Here is an 18,812-nt window from a genome sequence, read left to right as displayed (position 1 = left end):
AATACAAATTTGAGTGATGACCTGATGATTTATCACTTTGCTGACAAGCTCGTTCAAGCAGTCGCTAAGTACCGTGCACTAGAAACTCAATCACAAGGTAAAACTACACCATCTGAAAAACTAAGTACGGCACAGCTTTCTGAAAAACAGATTTTTATGTTTGCACAAAAGATTTCTCGTTTGCCTGAGTATGCGGGACAACACGGTCAAGTCGGTGAGAGCTACGATGAACAGGGAGTTCAAAGTTTAATGCCGTATCTCAAGCAAGTGGGATATAAGCAAAACGGCAAAGGCGTATAACCATGGGGATTTATCAAAAGAACCTTGAGCAAAACATGATTGCTCAACAACAAGAAAATGCCAAACAAGTGATTAAGTCTTTAAATGATTTCTGGTCTTTAGATCAAATTTCAGAGCAAATTAAAACGCCGTACCTAGTTTTGGTAGATCTCATTGTGGGTATGCCAGTCGATGAAATAATACTTAGTGACGTTTTAGATAAGTTGGGTGTGGGCGTATGAAACTAAAAATGAAAATGCGTATTACGCAACGCCGTAGACAGCAACGCAATATTTACTACATGTTGAAAGATGCGGATAAACCTGCAGGTGCTACACACTTTGATCCGAAGCATAGCGTGTACTACAAACATGAAAACGGTGAGTGGTTTTACTTTGAGAATGGTTGGGGTGAGTCTTGGGAAGAAACTGAAGTCAAAGTTGATCTGATAAAGCTTGAGGTATGAGTATCCATAATTATGACTAGCATTTCTATATCAGAATACAAAAGACTATATAAAGCCACAAAAACACAGCTAAAACGAAAGAAATTGGGGGTAGGTAAAACGAAACGAAGTGAAGCGGAAATACAATACAACTCAGTATGTAGCTTAAAGCCCTTAAAATAGAGTTTATAGAGGAATATCAATTTCATGATACACGAAAGTGGAGAGCAGACTTCCATATTCTAAATACCAAAATATTAATTGAGGTTGAAGGTGGTATCTGGAGTAATGGCCGTCACACTCGTGGAAGTGGCTATTTAGGTGATATGGAAAAATACAACGCAGCATCAAAGTTAGGTTTTACTATTTTAAGATTTAGTACACAGCAAGTTAAGTCAGGATTTGCGATTAAAGAGATAGAGGGGTTTTTAAAGTGAATATGCCAGTAACAATTATGCAAGCAACTCAGTGGAATAAGTATACTTTTGAAGAGTGGTGTCGTCAGCTAGGTGCTTGGATTAACGGCGATAATGAAACAATGGTAAAAATTGTTAAATTTATGCCAACAAAGCGTATTACTCAGAAGCAGAGGGAAAAACTTATTGCTATGTATATGGGTGATCAAAACTTGATAGATACAATTTTTGATCATAAAAAAGGGACTTGCTGTAATCTCGATTGTAATGAAGCTAGGGCTATACATCGTATATTTATAGATATTAGTCTAATTGATGATGAAATCTTAAATGACTGGATATCATCTATTTGGTCACATCATGTATTGGGCAACTCATTTCGCCGTATAGCACAAGCTAGTGATACAAGTGTTAATCAGATTCGTCAGGATGTTAAATGCGGTCTTGCTTATATGAAGAGTAGATATCCTAGTTTTAATTTTGAAACTTTCCAAAAAAGCACTTGAGTGTGCGCACGCGATGTGGCATATTTCTGTTATAGTGGACGAAGTTTTAGTAAGTCACTAATTAATAAATTCATAGCTCGCAAATAATAAGCGGGCTTTTTTATTTTTGGGGTGTGATAATGGTTTTTAAAAAATTGTTGCTATGTTGTGTATCTGGGGCGATTCTAATTTCTACAACTGTTTTCGCGAAAACAGATAAATTCTATAAGCCTTACGATACGGTTGGGGATGTAGAGCACATTCAGCCAAAACTATATGTAGTTCATAATGTAAATGTTTCTTTATCGAGTAAAATTAATGCTCCTGATTTTCTCAATCAAGAACAAGTTAAAGAGCGCTATATTCAAAAGTTAAATGATGCATTAGGTGCACAAAATATGCTTGCAAATGAGCATACAGAGAAGCCGATCTTAGTGGATTTTGATATTAAGCAAAAAAGAGTATTTGCGGGAGAGGACTTAAGTTTCATTAGTTCTAAAGTTATTGGTAAATATGCCCATACTGAATTTCAGTATACCTCGACTCTAAGTTATAATAATGCTGAGATTGCAAAACTATCTGTAGATAAAATGATTGGTATAGGCAAAAATGGGTCATTTGGGAAAATATATCGTGATTTATCTGGGTCTGGAAAAGCAGAAAATGAGCTTGAAGATATAGATGCATTCACAATGTTAATGATTGAAAATTTACCTAAATAGCCAGATAAGTGGCCCACTCTAGTGGGCTTTAATCTTATTGTGAACAGTACCCGACATGAAAATAATAATCTTACTTTTAATGCTTATTCCTGCCTTTGCAAATGCAGGTTATTGTGAAAATAATGCTCAATTTTATGTACAAGCAGCATTTTGGAAAATCGATGGTGTGCCAAAAGAGGTAGCACTCGATAGAGTTACTGGGTTAAAAAGCTTATTTACCGACTTGAATACTGGGAAAAACCAAACTAAAGAATTTACTGAAATGGTCGATAGTATATATGAGGGTAACTATTTTGAGAAAGGAGACCAAGACGTTCCTAAATATACAAATCTTATGACTGTGAGCAATGCAACAATATTAGCTACATGCTTAGCTGAGCATACGGAGTAGTCTTAAAAATTAAAATAAATTTGCTGATGATGTAATGATTGATTTGATTAGTTCATCTAAGCCAATAAGCCTGACATTAAATTGTTGGGCTTTTTTATTGCCTGTAGATTGACCACCTACAGAACATGCCATTGAGTAAAAAATCAAAGCTAGGGCTATTGGTATGCCCGACCATAAAAGGATCGAAAGCTGAAGCGGTTGACTCTGTGCATGTTAGGTTGGCTTTATTTGGTGAGTAGCGGTAGACCAGTTGCCGAGCTGGTTAATATCGTCATTAAAGGTAGCCTGCTCTATGTTCTGCATAGGGTGGGTTTTTTGTGATTATGCTATTAATATTCTTTTATATATAATAAAAATATTAGATTATAAAAGAGCGATATGGATGTTAGCGACAATTTTACAAAGCTGTTTTTTTATTCCAAATTTGCTAGTCGCTTTAATAGTTGTTTTTCTTGTTCCTATAAAAAGCTATTTCAATTTAAGAGCGATCCAAAAAAATAATGGGAAAGTGAAAGGTTACTTATTACTTAAGATATTATTGTTTTTTCAGCCTACTATATTATTTATCATAGTGTTTTTTTTAAGTATGGGGCTATGGCGTATAGTTTGGTATGTATTCCAATATTTATCTGAAGCTATCAATATATGCATTTATATTTTTATTGCGATATTAGGATTTATTGGCTTAAGACACATGTTGAAAATTATAGAAAATAGAGTGCAGAGATTTTATATTGATAGGCTGGCTTCAAAACCTATAGTACAAAATATGGCTGTGGATATGACTAAAATAGCGATGTGTGATACATCTGTTTCTGTTTACTATATTTATCTATTTTTTGTACCTATCTACTTTATTTCAAAATACCAATCTGTTTCGTATTACGCTACATTGGCTTGATTTATAGGTATTTCATTGTGCTAGTAATCAGATTAATTAATAGTTCCTACATCATTTAAAAAGCTTTATTTATTTCAAAACTATACCGCACACAGAAATGTTGTGCGGTTTTTTATTGCTTAAAATAAATCTAAACACAGGTAGCTGTACTATCAATTTTGGTAGTGCGGTTTTTAAAACTATTATGGAAAAAAGTTAAATACTGATAGTGTTGTACGATTATGTGACTTAATGAAGCAATTATATGGATATAGAGCAACTAACTACTCTGTCGATTTACATGCTTAATGACTATAAAAATGAAATAGAAAAAAGTGCTCTTATTGATTGTGGACCTAGATTGGAGTTGGTATGCAAATGTATAAACATTTCTTTCGAGCATGCTATTGCTATCAATACTTTGTTTTCCTCTAATTTAACTATTCCTGCTTTAACTTTATTGCGAATACAGTTTGAATCTGTTGTAAGAGCGTATTGGCTGCTATTCGTTGCTACTAACAGTCAGATACTTAAATTAAAATTTAAATGGACTTTTGAGGAGCAGTTGGAAAAAGATAATTATCCTACTGTCAGTAAGATGATTAATGAGCTAAATGAAGCTAATCTCCAGTTTATTAAACATATTATTCAAATGTTTTTAGAGTTTAAAAAGTATCATTTAACGCATCTAAATTCTTTTATACATTCAGGAAAACAAGCTTTTGTTAGAAATGCAGTGGGTTTTAATAGTGATTTCATAAAAATATTAATTAAACAATCAAATAATTTAAGTGCTCTAGTAGCACAAATCATTTTTGAACACTCGAATCAAAAGCAACTAATTCACAGTTTACATGAGAAGCATATAAAGTGTTTTTATAGAATTGATGAAGTTGATGTTAAAATGAAGAAAAGGTTTGATTCTTATAAATTAAAAGATTAGAAAGCAATTACTATAAGTAAAATATTTTAATGTTTAATTGGGTCGAATACGATTAGCTCAAAAGTAACTTTTGTGTGGTACAGGGGAAGTATTTAGAGATGCCTGATGATTTGAAGTGGGTTGTAACTTAATTAGACTTAAAGTAAAAAATAATCCAAAATACCTTTTAATAATTAAAAAGGTTGATAAAAAGTGGTTAATTGTATTCGAAAAGAGCTTTGTCCTGAACCGTTTTGTTCATTTATTGATGGATTTACATTTGATCAGAATGGCTTAATAGTTATTCGTTATTCTACTGCAATCAGTCAAGTGGTACATTTTAAAGATAGCTTATACTTCAATATTATTGACGAAGGGGATGCACTTCAACAGCATGGCGAAGATAAGGAAGAAGATCCTAATACCGAGGTAAGACTAAAATATTGGTTCTATGTTTATGATGATTCAACTTTGATAGATTGGTTTAATGAGCAAACTAATAATACTTATAAGGGAACATTTAAACATTATTTTATATATAGTCACAATGAAATGGTTGAGGTGTTAAGTCGATTTGAGCCAGAAATAAGTTTTAAAGAATCAATTAAAACAGAGTCTCATGAAGGTGGACTATTACAATGAAACCGTGGATAAAGCTTGAGTCATGTAATAAAAATGATCTACCACAAACTATCCAAGTTATTTTTGATGAAGTAGGGCATACCTTTACATGTAAGTTTAAGGAATATACGAAAATAGTAAATTTTGAATATCCACGCCTATTAAGAAAAATAAGTCACCAAAACTTCGGAGCAACGATATTACAGGAACAAGAACTAGATCAAGAAACCTGGCTTTTCAAGGCCACTGAATCTGATCTAATAGATTGGTTTAATTGGCAATGTTGTGATATTCGAAAAGGCGAATACGATCATTTCATTCTATTGACAGATACTGAGGTCTGGCAAATATTGAGTTTGGAAGATCCGACTATTACGTTACAGCAATAAATCTTATTAACCACTTTCGGGTGGTTTTTTTATAGGTGGGTTATGGACGAAAAAGAATATAAAGCCCTGACTAAGAAAACACTCCCAAAACGTAAACCTCGCACATTACCACTGTCTAAAGCCAAACAATCTTACTTAGAAGAGGGTCTCCCTTGGTCGGGTGGTCGTGGTGGTAAGTTAGCATTTAAAGCATGGAATATGGGCCGATATGATGAGGCTGAAGAGTTGGGATATCGAGTTAAAAGATTTAATCCAACAGCAGTTAAATTTGGTCATGTCATTACTTGGCTATTAAGTTTGTTTGAGAAGGACGAAGATGGAACAGATTAGACCATTTCCACCGACAGACTTTATAGATCAGGCCGAGGAAGAGGAAAGTATCCGTTTAATACCAGCACCTGATTTAAAACAATGGGTGGTAGAAAATTATTTAACGCTGGGTGGATTACTACATAACCCAGACCATGACCATATATCTGAGCTCATAGATGATGACGAAACCTTTTTAGCCTTTGCATGGGCATCATCTGCCGCCGTGTCTAAAAAACGTATGGTGCTTGGCCAATGTGAAAAAGTCATGTTTAACGTTGGTGGTTGGAAAAAGGCGAGACAAGAACAACAAATGCGAGACTGGTTCGGTTTTGTACCTGTATATCTGATTACCATTGATACAAGCTTTTGTGAACGTGCAAACGACAGAGAGTTTTGTGCCTTATTAGAGCATGAGCTATATCATATCGCCGTGGAGCGTGATGAAGATGGTGAAATGATCTTTAGTGAGCATAATGGCTTACCAAAACATTACTTAGGTGGGCATGATGTAGAGGAGTTTGTCGGTGTGGTTAAACGTTGGGGTGCAAATAAAGACATAAAACGATTGGTTGAGGTTGCAAATAATCCGCCGTTTGTTTCAGATTTAGATATATCAAAGTGCTGCGGAAATTGTGTGATTAATTAATGTTCGAAAAGGATCATATTTTTACTTTCATTTATTCTGTTAATCACATAACTTTGAGTGTAGGAGGAGTAAATATGGCAACTTATAAACAGATTCAAGAGTTTTTGAAAAATCAACATGGCCGAACTTTTAAGTCTTGTTGGATCGCCCATGTTAAGAGTGATCATGGTTTAACTAAAAGACAGGCACCAAATAGATATGAGCCAGATAAAAGAGTGCATCCTTGTCCAAATCACTATCGGCAACATGTAGAAGGCGCATTAAAGCATTTTAATATGATCCCCTAATTTGGGGATTTTTTTTGCCCACCTTGTTATACGTAGTTATACAAAGAGGTAAGTATGGCAACGCTTAAAGAGCCTATTAAAATATTTATAGTTCAGTCACTTGCATGTATGGAAACGCCTCAGCAGGTCGCAGATGCCGTTAAACAAGAATTTGGGCTAGAATTGGATCGCCGTCAGTGCGCAAGTTATGACCCAACAAAGCATGCAGGTCGGAACTTAAGTAAAAAATTAAAAATACTATTTGACGAAACACGGCGTGACTTTCAAGACAATATTTTAGATATTCCGATCGCGAATAAGGCATTTCGACTCAGAGAACTCCAAGAAATGTACGATGACTACGGTAAAATAAAGTCATGAAGCAGAAAGTATTGAGACAAGCCTTTCAAGAAACAGATGGCCGAGTCACACGACAAGAAATTACAGGCAAAGACGGCCAGCCACTAGAAACCAATGTGACTCAAAAACAAGCTGAGGAAGCTGTAGCAAAAGCACAGCAAATCAAGGCAACCCGGCAGCTAGAGATTATATTGCAGCTGTCAACCAAGATTTAGTTGAGCATGATGAAGAGTATAGAAAATCTTTAGTAGCTCAGTTAGATGCTCAAGCATCAGAAACAAATAAACCTAAAAATGAGTGTGATCCTCCAGCAGGTGTTAAATTCAATAAAGTTACACACTATAATAAACATGGGAGAGACCGGAGACCCTAATGTAGGTTCACATGGTTGTATGGCAAAAACAGGGAGTCCGATACACTGGCATTATGATGTGAATTATCAAGCATCTGATGGTCAATGCTTCCTTAAGAAACACAACTTCGATGGCTGTGGAGTAGCACCCCTATGATAGATAAATTTGAAAAAATCATTTCTCATCTACATGATGCAAGATTGTTTGGTCTTCTTCTAGATATAAACCCAAATACAATGGATTTAAATTTAATTCTATATGTGCAAATCTTTTCTGATTACGATTGCGACAATGATCTATATTTACTTGAAAAAGCACTCGTGGTATTTGAAAAGGCTTCAATAAATAAATTAAGTATTAATAATGACTTATCCAATGGACAGTTCTTCATTACTGATATAGTTATTGAAAAATTGCTAGATGATAAATTCACATTTAATTTTATATTTAATGATTCATCAATAGAGTTAGTTTTAGTTGCAAAAAGTATAAATCTTTTTTCTTCTGGGAAAATAGAAGAAAAAGATTGGCAGTTCTTACCAACGAATTGGCAAAACCTTTTTAACTAATTTATTTAAAACCAACAAACCCTACTTGTGTGATTGATCTGGCTGAGTATTTGTTCTTTTTGGCTTAAATTCTATGAATTGTACCGAGTTTGTCAGAGACAGTTCATATAGGAGAGCCATCTTTTAGTAAAGGTGGTTTTTTAATTTCTCTAAATCTCATTTTGAACACTGCCACATGCATAATTTTTTCAAACTACCTACTACGATAAATTCGACTTAATTTATTCATTTTTCAGCTTCTTGAGTTGCGTTTTTAGCTGTTGTAATTGCTCGGTCAAGTTGTTGACTTTTCTGGTTAAATTATTCAGTTGATCTTTTTTCGTATTCTCTATTTCTGTCTGTCGTTCCGAAAATTTGATCAAACTCTGCCTAAGTATCTGATTGTATTCTTTAGTACTCTCGAACATCTGATGCAGGGCGTTTTGTTCTTCCTTGTGTTCCGATCTCATCTGCTCTAGTGCTTTGATCAATTCCCTTTCTAAATTGGTCATTCGCTAAATTCTCTCTAGTGTTTTGTACCTGTTGGCGGTCAATCGCTGGAATTTGGCTTAAATACTCGTCTGCTTGTTCACGGCAGCTGTGAACCAAGATTTAATTGATAAAGACGAAGAAAAGAGAAAAGCTTTAGCTACTGAGTTGAATCAAAAACAACAAACGGCGACAGCAACACCTCCTCATAATCCTGATGATAAGGATAAAGTAATTTTTGGACAAAATTCTAATCAGTCTTATCATACATGGAGGCATGTTGATAAGCTTGGTCTAGACCGAACAAAAGTTGAAGGTGTTATCCGAACCGACCTTAATAAAAATATTACAAATGTAAAAACAGGACAACTTTATAATGGAAATGTAACTGTAAATGGTAAAGCCCTGCAATATACAGCGTTTCGAAGGGCAGATGGAGTTATTAATATCGGACGAATTATTGGTAAATAGTATGAGAAAACTTACACAATCTGAAATATATATTATTGATAAATTAGTTAATGACTCTAATTTGGTTATAAAACTCTATACCTCGCTAAATAATTATTTTTGTGAGGATTCCCTTGATGGTGGAATGGGATCTATAAAAATTTTAACTAATGATTACAATACTATAGTCGAACCAATTTTAAAAACAGTAGATGTACAGTTGATATATCAGGACCTTGATAAATCAACTGTTAGCATTACGCTACTACTAGATCAAGATAATAACTTAAAAGAGTTAGATTGCTTTAAAATGGACTTTTCGCCTCTTTGTGAACCATTAAATAAAAATAATCCTCTATCTTTAGTAAAGTTAAGCTGACCCCTTTAGTACATATCATATTTGACTAAAGTATTTAACTATATAATCGTACTCCAAAGTTAATTTTAAATTAGCTTTGGAGGGGATCTTTGCTCACTTTTTGTCTAGGATCTGTTTTTTATTTTTAATTTATTTAACCTTATTTAGAACGCTCTAACATAGAAATAGGGAGAGAGTTAATTCTCACGCTGATAGTTTTTTTGGGAACTGCTTGATAAAACAGGAAAAAGAATTGCTACCTTAGCTGAATCTAAAATAGCTTTAAGTAACTGCGAGAAATGATTGTGGATATAAAATTAGAAGATATATTCGAAACTTTCGAGTTAGGTGATAGCCGTTCATTATTTGAATGTGACTTTTACGATACACATTATCGATATTTTGATGAAATCGATGATGATTATTTATCTGCAGTAAATTTGTCTGCTAAGGAATTAATTCTATCATATGATATGGGATATCCTGATTTTTATATAAAAATTGGAGTGGAAGCTGCTGAATCACGCAGGAGACCACATGAAAATATTAATACTTGGATGGATGTTAGTTATGAGTATTTATATTATTTTGGCGATTCATGTAGCTATTTAGATTCAAAAGGCTTTAAATTTTTTCTTTCCGCTGCAATATATATTTTTTTAACAATGCCTGAAAAAAATAATAGTTTTATGGATTCATTCATTTATAGGTTTGAGCTCCAGTGGGAAAGAGATAATCATATTTTTAATACTACTCAAAAAAAATTTATTAGATCTTTTTTTATCGAACATTATAAAAAAGATTTATCTTGCGTCATTTAAAGCCAAACTTCAAAAGCTATTAAAATTAGATATGAATAATTGGAGAAATTAATGTCTTGGATTAAAAAAGAAGTTAATGAATATTTAGATATGATAGACATTGATAGTTTCGTATCTAATAAAGATGGCTTAACTTTTATTTGCAGTTTTAAGTCTGGAAATAAAAAAGTGAATTTTGAAAACTATTTACTATTGAGAACAATGAATGAGGGAGATGCTCTAAGAACTCTAGATGAGCAACAGTTTGACGGGAAAGCTTGGATGTTTATGGCTGATGATTCTGAATTAATTGATTGGTTCAATGAGCAATCATTTGATATTCGTAAAGGTACATTTAAACATTTCATAATCGTTGGAGATGAAATAGCAGAAATATTAAGTGAGTCTATGCCCACCATAACTGCATTATAGCTAAAACCAAAGTTTTACTTAAATCATTCATCTGGCTAAGTAAGCTCTGATCCCAGACAAAAAACCACTCTTTAAAGAGTGGTTTTTTATTACCTAAAGAAAATATCAATGAGAGAAAATAATGGCAATTGAAACAAAAAACCTAGTCATTTACGGCGCTCAACGACAAACAGATACAGAAGACGGCGGTGGGCAATACAACGGCGTAATTATCCAAGATGGTCAAAGTAATAATTTATTTGATGACGTGAGTGAGTTAGATCGAACCATGGGTAATGTCTCCATGCGTAAAATATTCCCTGCAGTCAATACCAGTGATACAGACAAATTGATGGGTGGTATTGCCTTTATTGCAAAAAATCCGAGCGATAACGCAGTGAGTGCTTCATTATTTTCTACAGCTGATTGGACAGATAAACGAAGTTCGGCTCAAAACCGTGTTGAAAACTATCTCGCAAAAGGTGGATAAGGTACATTGCTTGATACGGCATACAAAGGAATGAAGCAGTTTCAAACAGCGTCATTTACTTCCGAAGATGCCTATAGTACAGGTACAACATTAGTACTTGTGCAGAATGAGGGTAAAGCCAATGAGCTATCACAGTTTGTACGTATTACTGCAGTATCAACTCGAACGGCAAAAATGGTCATTGATCAAAAAGAAATCGAATATCGGCTAACAACATATAGCATCAGCGAAGCTTTGCTCTACGATTTTACGGGGTTATCGGCAAGACGTTGGTATGCTGGGGATACATCTGTAACGATACTCAGAGAAACAATCGTTGCTGATACGGGTAAATACTATGCCTCTACAGATTTAAATGAAAATATCAGCATTGGCCAGACAACAGTCTATGCAAAAACAATCTATACGCAATTGATCCCATCTGCACAGTCTGAAACGCCGTTGATTGATGTCAAAGCATCGGGTGAAGACAGCACACTGATTGCTGCGAACAGCCAGACGATTGCCGTAAGTAGTAATGTAACCATCAGCCCATCACAAAACTACTATGTGGGGTCACCTATTTTTCCGAATAGCCTGAGCTTTTCACTGTTTGGCACACAGATTAGTGATAAAGGTGGTGTGATTACTCAGGGCAATGGATCTACGATAAAACCTGACGGCACTAAAATTAAAATGACAGATAAGCCGATTTCAGAAAAAGAAGCACTCAATTATCTGAAAGCCCACATGCACCGGCACAAAAAAACATTTAATGCATCACTCAAAAATGTACGTTTGTCTCAAGTTGAATACGATCTATATGCCGACTTCGTTTATCAGTACGGCATCAATGCATGGACTAAATCTCAAATGCTGACACACCTAAAAAAGGGCAGTATGTGCAAGCGTGTAAATCGTTAGAGCAATGGCGTTTTAGTTGTGTAGGGCCACATAACATCAAGGTGGATTGTCGCCTTAACTCAAAATGTAAAGGTGTTTGGAACCGTCAGAAGTGGCGTATTGATCGATGCATGGGAGTAAATACATGATCTATCTAGCAGTGGTTTTAAAGTTTTGGCGAGAGTGCACCATTGCATTGCTCGCTTTTTTATTAACTGTTTGTCTATTTTTACTCAAACACAAAGACATCGAGATACAACAGCAGAAACTTGATCATGCCAGGTATGTGCAGAAACAGACTGAAGCAAACCTACAAGCTCAAGCCAATGCTCGAAAGATTGAGCAACAGTACGCAACCCAAGCACTTACAGCGGAGAGAAACTACAGTGAAAAAATTAAACAAATCTCACATGATGCTCGTATTGCTGAGTCTCATGCTAACAGCTTGTCAAAGCAACTTGCCACAGCAAACCAGCGTCTGTCCACAGCTACCAGAGAAGCCAGTGACCAATACACCAAAACCCTCTCAAACGTATTCGATCAGTGCGTCACAGAATATCGAAAAATGGCAGAGAGAGCTGATGGGCACGAAGCTGATGCGGAGAGAGTGAATTATTAATTTTATTCTTTAAAAACGATATGATCTATTAAAATATTTTTTGTGGTCTGAATAATACTTTCTATATCGGGTATCTTGCATGCATTCATGCGACGTTCAACTCTTTCCTCGTTGGTTAAATCAAGACATGTTATTCTAGCAGTAGTTCTATTTTGAAAACCAATAGATTCATATGCTTCTCTCAAATTATTTTTACATTCTTTAAGGGCGCTACTATTCGATATGTCACAGCACAACGAATAGTTTTTTTCTACTTTATTAATTTCACCCAAAGCATCCTTTGTTTTAGAAATTAATTTTTTGATATCTTCATCACCGCTTTTATTTATAATATTTTTTATTTCGTCTAATGATTTTTCAATGTCATACAACATAAAGTATAAAGACTTAAATTCAGCAGAGATTAGCTCTTTATTTTTCTGAGTATGCCAAATTTTATAAGCTAATAAAAAGCAAGCTAGAGTGACTATAGGAGAGATAACAGCTTTGAAAAAGTCTATGAAAGAAAAATACAGATATACAGAAGATGTATATTTTAACAATACCAGGAGTACTAAGTTTAAAATTAACGATATTGTTAGACCAACATGTATTCTCTTTATTTTCATCATTTCTACCCATCAACCATATTGGCCCAATATTGAATATCTTGCGTCTATCATCTAAATATTGAGCATGATTTTGTGGTGCTCTAATCAATGATACACTATATTAAAATTTGTAGACTCGTTTGTAGACGGTTAGTGTGACTTAATGTCAAGTATAGCCAATGTTATAGTTTATTAAATTCAATCATTTATAGTTATTGGTGGCGTAAGTTATTTAAGACGAAGTTATATTTTCAGAACTGGCGTTTTTAATTGCTGTGTGAGATATGAATAGAGTGTTAACTATTGGAGTGGTAATGAAAAAAGTATTTTTATTTGGTTTGGTTGTTTTGAGTCTGATTGGTTGTGGTCAGAAAAAAGTGTTAACTGACAAAGAAGCATGGGACAGTTTTTGTAAGTCTGCAAAGGGTGCTGCTTTTAACATTATGACAGATCGTCAGCAAGACATTACTAAAGACGCTGCTTTAGAGCATGTAAAGAAAATTCAACAACCTCACGCACAAAAATACTTAATCAGCTTAATTGAAGAAGCATATAATGTTCCGATTTATGAGCAAATGCAGAAAAAAGAACAAGCCATGGATGATTTTTCAAAAAATCGTAATGAGCAATGTTTGACTCAAGCGCCATAATGAACATAAAAAAACCATCGTCAAGATGGTTTTTTTATGTTCATTCATGTGATTTGTCACAAAAGCATTACATTCTGATTCATATCACTACTTGTTTGATGGTAAATAAAAAACTATGATTTTAAGAATACTTTAAGTCTTTTAGATTATTGGCTGATGTATTTACAAAACTAAAAACACATTTATTCTCAGATTGTCAGGTAGAGTATGAAGCCATTCAGTAAATTATTTGTTGCATTAAGTTTATCAGTGCCGTTGCTATATGGCACAACATCATTTGCGGAGAATAATAGCATGGTTCAACAAGGGCAAAAATTCTTAGTGGGCACGTGGACAGGTCTACCAGAGGGTTCTAAAGTTCCATCACATATTGCCAGTGAGGGGCTTTATACAGTACAACTTAACCAAGATGGTAGCTTATTACCAATTAGCGAACTAGAAATTCCACATCCTTCTTGGATTACATTCTCAAAAGATCATCGCTTTGCTTATGTCACAAACGAAATGGAAAAGGGCCGTGTAACAGCTCTGGCCGTTGAAGCTGATGGCAAACTTAAAAAGTTAAATGATGTAAGCAGTTTGGGTGACCATCCAACACATTCTACGTTATCACCAGATGGTAAATATTTGTTGGTTGCAAACTACTCAGTTGCACCGAACAATTCAGGCGTGGTTGTGTTACCTATTTTAGCCAATGGTAAGTTGGGCGAAGCAGTACAAAATATTCCATACCTTCAGGGAAGTAATGTAGTTAAAGGCAGACAAGAGTCGGGTCATGCACATTCAGTGACATTCTCACCTGATGGGAAAACAGTATATGCTGCAGATCTGGGTTCAGATTTGGTTAAAGCGTATGACTATCAGCCAGGTGACAAAACACCATTAAAAGCTAACAAATCGAAAGATCTCGTATTTTCTAAAGGAAGTGGTCCGAGACACTTAGTTTTCTCTAAAAACGGTAAATATGCTTATGTAACTGCAGAGATGTCTGCAGAAGTGACTGTATTTGAAGAAAAAAATAATAAATTAGTTGAAGTGCAGCGCGTTGCACTTTCTGAAACTGGCCATGAATCGCATAAAAGTGCTTCGGGGCTGGCTTTTTCACCAGATCAGCAGTTTTTGTATGTAGGTAACCGCAAAGAGATTAATGAAATTGTTGCCTACAAAGTTGACTTAAATACAGGTCTCTTATCACTGGTTGGTCGTTATTCAAGCAGTGGCTTGGAACCTAGAGCATTTTCAATCGACCCATCTGGAAACTATTTAATTGTTTCAAATGTTAATTCACATACTGTGAGTGAATTTAAACGAAACAAGACGACTGGTGTACTTACACCAACACGTATTGCATTACAAATAGGTCAGCCAACAGATATTAAATTTATTCCTTAAAATTATTCTTAGCTGGTTTATTCATCCTAAGAAAAAGGCATGTTATCGAAACATGCCTTTTTTATTTAAGTGTGTTTTACTAAAAATGCATCAATTTCTGTACGCCATGGCACAGAAGGTTGTGCACCCTGTCGTGTGACGGCAATAGCCGCTGCGGCGTTAGCAAATCGTGCAGCTTCTACAGGGGTTTGATTTTCTAATAGTGCGGTTATAAAGGCCCCATTAAAAGTATCACCTGCGGCAATGGTATCAATCGCATTGACTTTAAACCCTGAAATTAGTGATCCCTGATTATTTTCACTGAGCCACACACCACGTGATCCAAGTGTTATTACAACAGTTTTAATACCTTTACTATGTAAAATCGCGGCAGCTTCAGCAGCATCACTTTCATTATGAATTATTTTACCTGTTAAGCTCAAAGCTTCGGTTTCATTTGGCGTAATGATATCTACTAATTTGAGTAGATCTTCTGGGAGTTCACGAGCAGGTGCTGGATTTAAAATCACTTTCACATTTGCCTGTTGTGCAATTTTGCAGGCTTCAATAATACTATCTATCGGGGTTTCTAACTGCACCAATAGTGCATCTGCAGAAGTAATAAGGTTTTTTTGTTCTTGTACATATTCAGGCGAAAGTTTAGCATTTGCACCAGAACAAATACCAATACAGTTTTCGGCAAGCGCATTGACAAAAATAAGTGCAACACCAGTAGTTTCACCTGGTACAGATATCACAGCTTGAGTATTTACTTGATCTTGATTGAGTTGAGCTTTGATGGATGTACCAATAGCATCTTCACCTACGCAAGCAATAAAATGTGTATTGGCACCACTACGGCCTGCAGCCACAGCTTGGTTTGCGCCTTTGCCACCAAAGGCAACTTGATAGGATTGCCCATGTAATGTTTGCCCAGGGTGTGGAAACTGTTCTAATCTGAGTATGTGATCTGCATTAATACTACCGAGTACAACGAGCTTTTTTTTTAGGTACGTGTTCATGAATGGTTTAATCTAAGTTCATTTGTGTGGAATCATACCTTTTTTCAATCGCTTCTTCACTGTCTGAAATGCATCTGACTTTATCTTTCTTTAAAATAGTGAATAAACGAGTGATAAAAATATGCATAAAAGCTGAACGAGCAAAATCAGATTTGATAAAATGGGTCGATATTTTTTCATAAATTTGATAGATTATGCACGCTCAAGAAGCAATTAAAATTAAGTTACTGTTTAACAAGACTTAATTTTAATTGCTTCTTTTTTATATGTATTGTGCTGATATTTTGGCTTAATTATTGCTTGATTAAAGCATCTGATTTTACTCAGAAAGTAGATGTTTTATTTTTGCACGACTTATTGTTTAATTTAAATATTGTAGCATAACTGTTGCTGTAGGCTTAAATACAAGCCAATACAAGGGGATATGTTACGGAGAAAAATATGTCTGAATACCGTGGCTTAATTGGGATCTTAGCTTTACTGCTTATTGGTTATATTTTTTCAAATAATAAACGCATGATCAAAATGCGTACTATTTTATCTGCGTTGGGATTACAATTTGCTTTAGGCTTGTTAATTTTATATGTACCTCTGGGGAAGTATTTATTCGAACAGCTGGCTGTTGGTTTTAATAAAGTCATTGGTTATGCAGATGCAGGGAGTGGCTTTTTATTCGGTGCATTGGTTGGCCCCCAAATGAATACTGTTTTTAATGGGGCAGGATTTATTTTTGCATTTAAAGTATTGCCAACTATTGTATTTGTTACTGCACTGATTTCAATTCTATATTACCTTAAAATTATGGGTTTTTTAATTCGGTTACTCGGTGGCGTATTTCAAAAATTACTAAGTATTAGTAAGGTTGAATCTTTTGCCGCAGTAACAACAATTTTTATTGGACAAAATGAATTACCTGCTGCATTGCGCCCATTTTTACTCAAAATGAATAAAAATGAGTTATTTACTGTGATGTGTAGTGGTATGGCTGCAGTGTCTGGCTCTGTCCTTGTGGGATATGCTGGTATGGGTGTACCACTAGAATACTTACTTGCAGCATCTTTAATGGCAATACCAGGGGGTATTTTATTTGCACGGTTACTGAGTCCAGCAACTGAAGAAAGTCAAGTTGAAGTGAAAGAGCTTACTTTTGGAGAGCATAAACCTGCTAACATTATTGAAGCTGCTGCGAGTGGTTCAATGCTTGGTTTAAAAATTGCTGCTGGGGTAGGTACCGTAGTCATGGTCTTTGTCGGTTTATTGGCTTTGATTAATGGTATGGTTGGTGGACTTAGCGGTTTGTTTGGTTTTGCCGATATTTCACTGAATTCTATTTTTGGTTATATCTTATCGCCACTGGCTTATTTAATGGGTGTAGAGTGGAACGATGCATCACTTGCAGGTTCACTTCTTGGCCAAAAGTTGGCCATTAATGAGTTCGTTGCTTACCTTGGTTTAGCACCGCATTTGGCAGACCATTCTATTTCTCCACACACGGCAGCAATCATTTCTTTTGGTTTATGTGGTTTTGCAAACTTTAGTTCTATTGGTATTGTTGTTGCGGCATTTAGTGTTGTTGAGCCAAGCCTGAGCCCTATTTTATCAAAACTTGCTTTTCGCGCATTACTGGCTGCAACGCTTTCTAATTTAATGAGTGCAACCATTGCAGGGCTTTGTCTTTCATTTGCTTTGTAAATAAGTAAGTATGATGTGTCCTATATGGCAGATGATCTGTGTATCATTTGCCAACCAGTAAAGGAGTAAATGATGCACATTGCAACAGTAGATTATCAAACACCAGATGCGGCTAAAAAATTTACCGAGTCACTCAAAAACAGTGGCTTTGCAGTGTTAGTCAATCACCCATTGGAATGGTCACAAATTCAAGCCATTTATGACGAGTGGCTTGTTTTTTTTCGTTCAGAGAGTAAAAATAATTATCTTGTTTCTGCCAATAAAAAAGGCGGCTTATTTTCTACAGCTTTATCTGAAACAGCCAAAGGTGAAACAAAAAAAGATCCTAAAGAATTTTTTCATATTTTTAAAACAGGTATTTATCCAAAAGAATTATCGAATAATGCCTTAAATTATTATGAACATGCACATATTTTAGCAAAACAATTATTGGGTTGGATTCAACAAGAATCCCCATTACCGATTCAAGAGGCATACACTGAGCCTTTACCACAAATGATTGAAGGTTCAGAAAGCCTTTTACGTATTTTACGTTATACGCCAATTGCTTCTACTGAAAATTACGTAAGAGCAGCAGCACATGAAGACATTAATTTAATTACAATTTTACCTGCAGCCACAGCCAAAGGATTACAAGTAAAAAATAAAGCAGGGGAGTGGCTTGATATACCTGTAGAGGCAAACTCGTTGATTATTAATATTGGCGATATGTTGCAAGAAGCATCGCAAGGTTATTATCCTTCAACCACACATCGAGTGATCAAGCATCAAAATGATGTAGAGTTAGAACGTATTTCAATGCCTTTTTTTCTACAGCCTCGTGCTGATGTTGTCTTGTCCGATCGATATACTGCAGGTCAGTATCATACAGAGCGTATGCAAGAGCTTAAAGTGATTCAAGATGGTAAAGTTCTTGTTTAAGTAGTGTCTATGTTGTCTATAAGTTTTACGAT

27 protein-coding genes and 3 pseudogenes are annotated in these 18,812 nt (G+C 35.1%); 27 read left to right on the top strand and 3 right to left on the bottom strand.

Annotation, left to right across the window (positions count from 1 at the left end):
- The 16 genes and pseudogenes from BLS38_RS04890 to BLS38_RS04810 all read left to right on the top strand — a co-directional run.
- Positions 1-300, top strand: a pseudogene (locus BLS38_RS04890) (helix-turn-helix domain-containing protein); the annotation flags it as partial.
- A gap of 2 nt (positions 301-302) precedes the next feature.
- Positions 303-521 carry a hypothetical protein gene (locus tag BLS38_RS04885; RefSeq protein WP_092747220.1) on the top strand — a complete coding sequence of 73 codons (219 nt, stop codon included), beginning with the start codon at positions 303-305 and terminating at the stop codon, positions 519-521.
- Positions 518-745 (top strand): hypothetical protein, encoded by a 228-nt coding sequence (locus BLS38_RS04880; RefSeq protein ID WP_092747218.1) that lies wholly within the window; start codon positions 518-520, stop codon positions 743-745. Before BLS38_RS04885 ends, BLS38_RS04880 begins: the two co-directional genes overlap by 4 nt.
- 12 nt (positions 746-757) lie before the next feature.
- Positions 758-1,161: pseudogene (locus BLS38_RS12830) on the top strand (PDDEXK family nuclease).
- A 2-nt stretch (positions 1,162-1,163) separates the two neighbouring features.
- Complete coding sequence (locus BLS38_RS04870) at positions 1,164-1,646, top strand: hypothetical protein (RefSeq protein WP_171258539.1); 483 nt, start codon at positions 1,164-1,166, stop codon at positions 1,644-1,646.
- Positions 1,647-1,765: 119 nt separating this feature from the next.
- The gene (locus tag BLS38_RS04865; RefSeq protein ID WP_092747214.1) at positions 1,766-2,347 is read left to right on the top strand and encodes a hypothetical protein; all 582 of its coding nucleotides are present in this window, start codon (positions 1,766-1,768) and stop codon (positions 2,345-2,347) included.
- 55 nt (positions 2,348-2,402) lie between these two features.
- Positions 2,403-2,738 (top strand): hypothetical protein, encoded by a 336-nt coding sequence (locus BLS38_RS04860; protein ID WP_092747212.1) that lies wholly within the window; start codon positions 2,403-2,405, stop codon positions 2,736-2,738.
- A gap of 382 nt (positions 2,739-3,120) precedes the next feature.
- The gene (locus tag BLS38_RS04855) at positions 3,121-3,639 is read left to right on the top strand and encodes a hypothetical protein (RefSeq protein WP_143230108.1); all 519 of its coding nucleotides are present in this window, start codon (positions 3,121-3,123) and stop codon (positions 3,637-3,639) included.
- A 244-nt stretch (positions 3,640-3,883) separates the two neighbouring features.
- A complete protein-coding gene (locus tag BLS38_RS04850; protein WP_092747208.1) occupies positions 3,884-4,561 on the top strand; it encodes a DUF6988 family protein in 678 nt (225 codons plus the stop codon).
- 192 nt (positions 4,562-4,753) lie between these two features.
- Positions 4,754-5,182 carry a hypothetical protein gene (locus BLS38_RS04845; protein ID WP_092747206.1) on the top strand — a complete coding sequence of 143 codons (429 nt, stop codon included), beginning with the start codon at positions 4,754-4,756 and terminating at the stop codon, positions 5,180-5,182.
- Complete coding sequence (locus BLS38_RS04840; RefSeq protein WP_092747204.1) at positions 5,179-5,550, top strand: hypothetical protein; 372 nt, start codon at positions 5,179-5,181, stop codon at positions 5,548-5,550. The genes BLS38_RS04845 and BLS38_RS04840 overlap by 4 nt, the downstream gene beginning before the upstream one ends.
- Before the next feature lie 42 nt (positions 5,551-5,592).
- Positions 5,593-5,880, top strand: a complete 288-nt coding sequence (locus BLS38_RS04835; RefSeq protein ID WP_092747202.1) for a hypothetical protein — start codon at positions 5,593-5,595, stop codon at positions 5,878-5,880.
- Positions 5,867-6,508, top strand: a complete 642-nt coding sequence (locus BLS38_RS04830) for a putative metallopeptidase (protein ID WP_092747200.1) — start codon at positions 5,867-5,869, stop codon at positions 6,506-6,508. The genes BLS38_RS04835 and BLS38_RS04830 overlap by 14 nt, the downstream gene beginning before the upstream one ends.
- Before the next feature lie 74 nt (positions 6,509-6,582).
- Positions 6,583-6,795: a hypothetical protein gene (locus BLS38_RS04825; protein WP_092747273.1), complete on the top strand. Its 213-nt coding sequence runs from the start codon at positions 6,583-6,585 to the stop codon at positions 6,793-6,795.
- Between the two features lie 54 nt (positions 6,796-6,849).
- Positions 6,850-7,349: pseudogene (locus BLS38_RS04820) on the top strand (DUF2280 domain-containing protein).
- Positions 7,350-7,639: 290 nt separating this feature from the next.
- Positions 7,640-8,056, top strand: coding sequence for a hypothetical protein (locus BLS38_RS04810; RefSeq protein WP_092747196.1), 417 nt, complete (start codon positions 7,640-7,642; stop codon positions 8,054-8,056).
- A 390-nt stretch (positions 8,057-8,446) separates the two neighbouring features.
- Here the strand turns inward: BLS38_RS04810 and BLS38_RS12825 are convergent, their stop codons facing one another.
- Complete coding sequence (locus BLS38_RS12825; RefSeq protein ID WP_143230107.1) at positions 8,447-8,644, bottom strand: hypothetical protein; 198 nt, start codon at positions 8,642-8,644, stop codon at positions 8,447-8,449.
- Here BLS38_RS12825 and BLS38_RS04800 point away from each other — a divergent pair.
- The 7 genes from BLS38_RS04800 (at position 8,636) to BLS38_RS04770 (ending at position 12,534) form a co-directional block, all read left to right on the top strand.
- A complete protein-coding gene (locus tag BLS38_RS04800) occupies positions 8,636-8,995 on the top strand; it encodes a hypothetical protein (RefSeq protein WP_092747192.1) in 360 nt (119 codons plus the stop codon). The two genes, BLS38_RS12825 and BLS38_RS04800, sit on opposite strands and share 9 nt — an antisense overlap.
- 1 nt (position 8,996) lies before the next feature.
- Positions 8,997-9,353 carry a DUF6984 family protein gene (locus BLS38_RS04795; RefSeq protein WP_092747191.1) on the top strand — a complete coding sequence of 119 codons (357 nt, stop codon included), beginning with the start codon at positions 8,997-8,999 and terminating at the stop codon, positions 9,351-9,353.
- A gap of 278 nt (positions 9,354-9,631) precedes the next feature.
- A complete protein-coding gene (locus BLS38_RS04790) occupies positions 9,632-10,153 on the top strand; it encodes a hypothetical protein (protein ID WP_092747190.1) in 522 nt (173 codons plus the stop codon).
- Positions 10,154-10,204: 51 nt separating this feature from the next.
- Positions 10,205-10,564 carry a hypothetical protein gene (locus BLS38_RS04785; RefSeq protein ID WP_092747189.1) on the top strand — a complete coding sequence of 120 codons (360 nt, stop codon included), beginning with the start codon at positions 10,205-10,207 and terminating at the stop codon, positions 10,562-10,564.
- 121 nt (positions 10,565-10,685) lie between these two features.
- Positions 10,686-11,033 carry a hypothetical protein gene (locus BLS38_RS04780; protein WP_092747188.1) on the top strand — a complete coding sequence of 116 codons (348 nt, stop codon included), beginning with the start codon at positions 10,686-10,688 and terminating at the stop codon, positions 11,031-11,033.
- A 6-nt stretch (positions 11,034-11,039) separates the two neighbouring features.
- The gene (locus BLS38_RS04775; RefSeq protein WP_143230106.1) at positions 11,040-11,936 is read left to right on the top strand and encodes a glycoside hydrolase family protein; all 897 of its coding nucleotides are present in this window, start codon (positions 11,040-11,042) and stop codon (positions 11,934-11,936) included.
- Positions 11,937-12,060: 124 nt separating this feature from the next.
- Positions 12,061-12,534 carry a hypothetical protein gene (locus BLS38_RS04770; protein WP_092747271.1) on the top strand — a complete coding sequence of 158 codons (474 nt, stop codon included), beginning with the start codon at positions 12,061-12,063 and terminating at the stop codon, positions 12,532-12,534.
- 2 nt (positions 12,535-12,536) lie between these two features.
- Here the strand turns inward: BLS38_RS04770 and BLS38_RS04765 are convergent, their stop codons facing one another.
- Positions 12,537-13,145, bottom strand: a complete 609-nt coding sequence (locus BLS38_RS04765; protein ID WP_143230105.1) for a hypothetical protein — start codon at positions 13,143-13,145, stop codon at positions 12,537-12,539.
- Between the two features lie 293 nt (positions 13,146-13,438).
- Here BLS38_RS04765 and BLS38_RS04760 point away from each other — a divergent pair, with 293 nt between their 5' ends.
- Together BLS38_RS04760 and BLS38_RS04755 are read left to right on the top strand one after the other, a co-directional pair.
- A complete protein-coding gene (locus tag BLS38_RS04760; protein ID WP_092747185.1) occupies positions 13,439-13,774 on the top strand; it encodes a hypothetical protein in 336 nt (111 codons plus the stop codon).
- Between the two features lie 207 nt (positions 13,775-13,981).
- Complete coding sequence (locus BLS38_RS04755) at positions 13,982-15,166, top strand: lactonase family protein (protein ID WP_092747184.1); 1,185 nt, start codon at positions 13,982-13,984, stop codon at positions 15,164-15,166.
- A 65-nt stretch (positions 15,167-15,231) separates the two neighbouring features.
- Here BLS38_RS04755 and rbsK read toward each other — a convergent pair whose 3' ends face one another.
- On the bottom strand, positions 15,232-16,167 hold the full coding sequence (gene rbsK, locus BLS38_RS04750) for a ribokinase (protein WP_092747183.1): 936 nt from the start codon (positions 16,165-16,167) through the stop codon (positions 15,232-15,234).
- A 441-nt stretch (positions 16,168-16,608) separates the two neighbouring features.
- On the opposite strand from rbsK, the gene BLS38_RS04745 reads away from it, so the two are divergent.
- Positions 16,609-17,859, top strand: a complete 1,251-nt coding sequence (locus BLS38_RS04745) for a NupC/NupG family nucleoside CNT transporter (RefSeq protein ID WP_092747182.1) — start codon at positions 16,609-16,611, stop codon at positions 17,857-17,859.
- 72 nt (positions 17,860-17,931) lie between these two features.
- A complete protein-coding gene (locus tag BLS38_RS04740) occupies positions 17,932-18,780 on the top strand; it encodes a 2OG-Fe(II) oxygenase family protein (protein WP_092747181.1) in 849 nt (282 codons plus the stop codon).
- The last annotated feature ends 32 nt before the right edge of the window (positions 18,781-18,812 follow it).

It is taken from the genome of Acinetobacter boissieri (assembly GCF_900096955.1).
GTDB lineage: Bacteria > Pseudomonadota > Gammaproteobacteria > Pseudomonadales > Moraxellaceae > Acinetobacter > Acinetobacter boissieri.
Note: the sequence above shows the minus strand (reverse complement) of the source record. Positions and strands in the feature narration are given on the sequence as shown.

What these genes read in the sequence shown, in the direction of transcription:
- BLS38_RS04795 (WP_092747191.1), top strand. Translation starts at nt 8,997, where the DNA reads ATGAGAAAACTTACACAATCTGAAATATATATTATTGATAAATTAGTT.
- BLS38_RS04825 (WP_092747273.1), top strand. Translation starts at nt 6,583, where the DNA reads ATGGCAACTTATAAACAGATTCAAGAGTTTTTGAAAAATCAACATGGC.
- BLS38_RS04755 (WP_092747184.1), top strand. Translation starts at nt 13,982, where the DNA reads ATGAAGCCATTCAGTAAATTATTTGTTGCATTAAGTTTATCAGTGCCG.
- BLS38_RS04785 (WP_092747189.1), top strand. Translation starts at nt 10,205, where the DNA reads ATGTCTTGGATTAAAAAAGAAGTTAATGAATATTTAGATATGATAGAC.
- BLS38_RS04865 (WP_092747214.1), top strand. Translation starts at nt 1,766, where the DNA reads ATGGTTTTTAAAAAATTGTTGCTATGTTGTGTATCTGGGGCGATTCTA.
- BLS38_RS04745 (WP_092747182.1), top strand. Translation starts at nt 16,609, where the DNA reads ATGTCTGAATACCGTGGCTTAATTGGGATCTTAGCTTTACTGCTTATT.
- BLS38_RS04850 (WP_092747208.1), top strand. Translation starts at nt 3,884, where the DNA reads ATGGATATAGAGCAACTAACTACTCTGTCGATTTACATGCTTAATGAC.
- BLS38_RS04790 (WP_092747190.1), top strand. Translation starts at nt 9,632, where the DNA reads ATGATTGTGGATATAAAATTAGAAGATATATTCGAAACTTTCGAGTTA.
- BLS38_RS04870 (WP_171258539.1), top strand. Translation starts at nt 1,164, where the DNA reads ATGCCAGTAACAATTATGCAAGCAACTCAGTGGAATAAGTATACTTTT.
- BLS38_RS04760 (WP_092747185.1), top strand. Translation starts at nt 13,439, where the DNA reads ATGAAAAAAGTATTTTTATTTGGTTTGGTTGTTTTGAGTCTGATTGGT.
- BLS38_RS04765 (WP_143230105.1), bottom strand. Translation starts at nt 13,145, where the DNA reads ATGATGAAAATAAAGAGAATACATGTTGGTCTAACAATATCGTTAATT.
- BLS38_RS04855 (WP_143230108.1), top strand. Translation starts at nt 3,121, where the DNA reads ATGTTAGCGACAATTTTACAAAGCTGTTTTTTTATTCCAAATTTGCTA.
- BLS38_RS04835 (WP_092747202.1), top strand. Translation starts at nt 5,593, where the DNA reads ATGGACGAAAAAGAATATAAAGCCCTGACTAAGAAAACACTCCCAAAA.
- BLS38_RS04880 (WP_092747218.1), top strand. Translation starts at nt 518, where the DNA reads ATGAAACTAAAAATGAAAATGCGTATTACGCAACGCCGTAGACAGCAA.
- rbsK (WP_092747183.1), bottom strand. Translation starts at nt 16,167, where the DNA reads ATGAACACGTACCTAAAAAAAAAGCTCGTTGTACTCGGTAGTATTAAT.
- BLS38_RS04770 (WP_092747271.1), top strand. Translation starts at nt 12,061, where the DNA reads ATGATCTATCTAGCAGTGGTTTTAAAGTTTTGGCGAGAGTGCACCATT.
- BLS38_RS04740 (WP_092747181.1), top strand. Translation starts at nt 17,932, where the DNA reads ATGCACATTGCAACAGTAGATTATCAAACACCAGATGCGGCTAAAAAA.
- BLS38_RS04860 (WP_092747212.1), top strand. Translation starts at nt 2,403, where the DNA reads ATGAAAATAATAATCTTACTTTTAATGCTTATTCCTGCCTTTGCAAAT.
- BLS38_RS04780 (WP_092747188.1), top strand. Translation starts at nt 10,686, where the DNA reads ATGGCAATTGAAACAAAAAACCTAGTCATTTACGGCGCTCAACGACAA.
- BLS38_RS04810 (WP_092747196.1), top strand. Translation starts at nt 7,640, where the DNA reads ATGATAGATAAATTTGAAAAAATCATTTCTCATCTACATGATGCAAGA.
- BLS38_RS04830 (WP_092747200.1), top strand. Translation starts at nt 5,867, where the DNA reads ATGGAACAGATTAGACCATTTCCACCGACAGACTTTATAGATCAGGCC.
- BLS38_RS04885 (WP_092747220.1), top strand. Translation starts at nt 303, where the DNA reads ATGGGGATTTATCAAAAGAACCTTGAGCAAAACATGATTGCTCAACAA.
- BLS38_RS04840 (WP_092747204.1), top strand. Translation starts at nt 5,179, where the DNA reads ATGAAACCGTGGATAAAGCTTGAGTCATGTAATAAAAATGATCTACCA.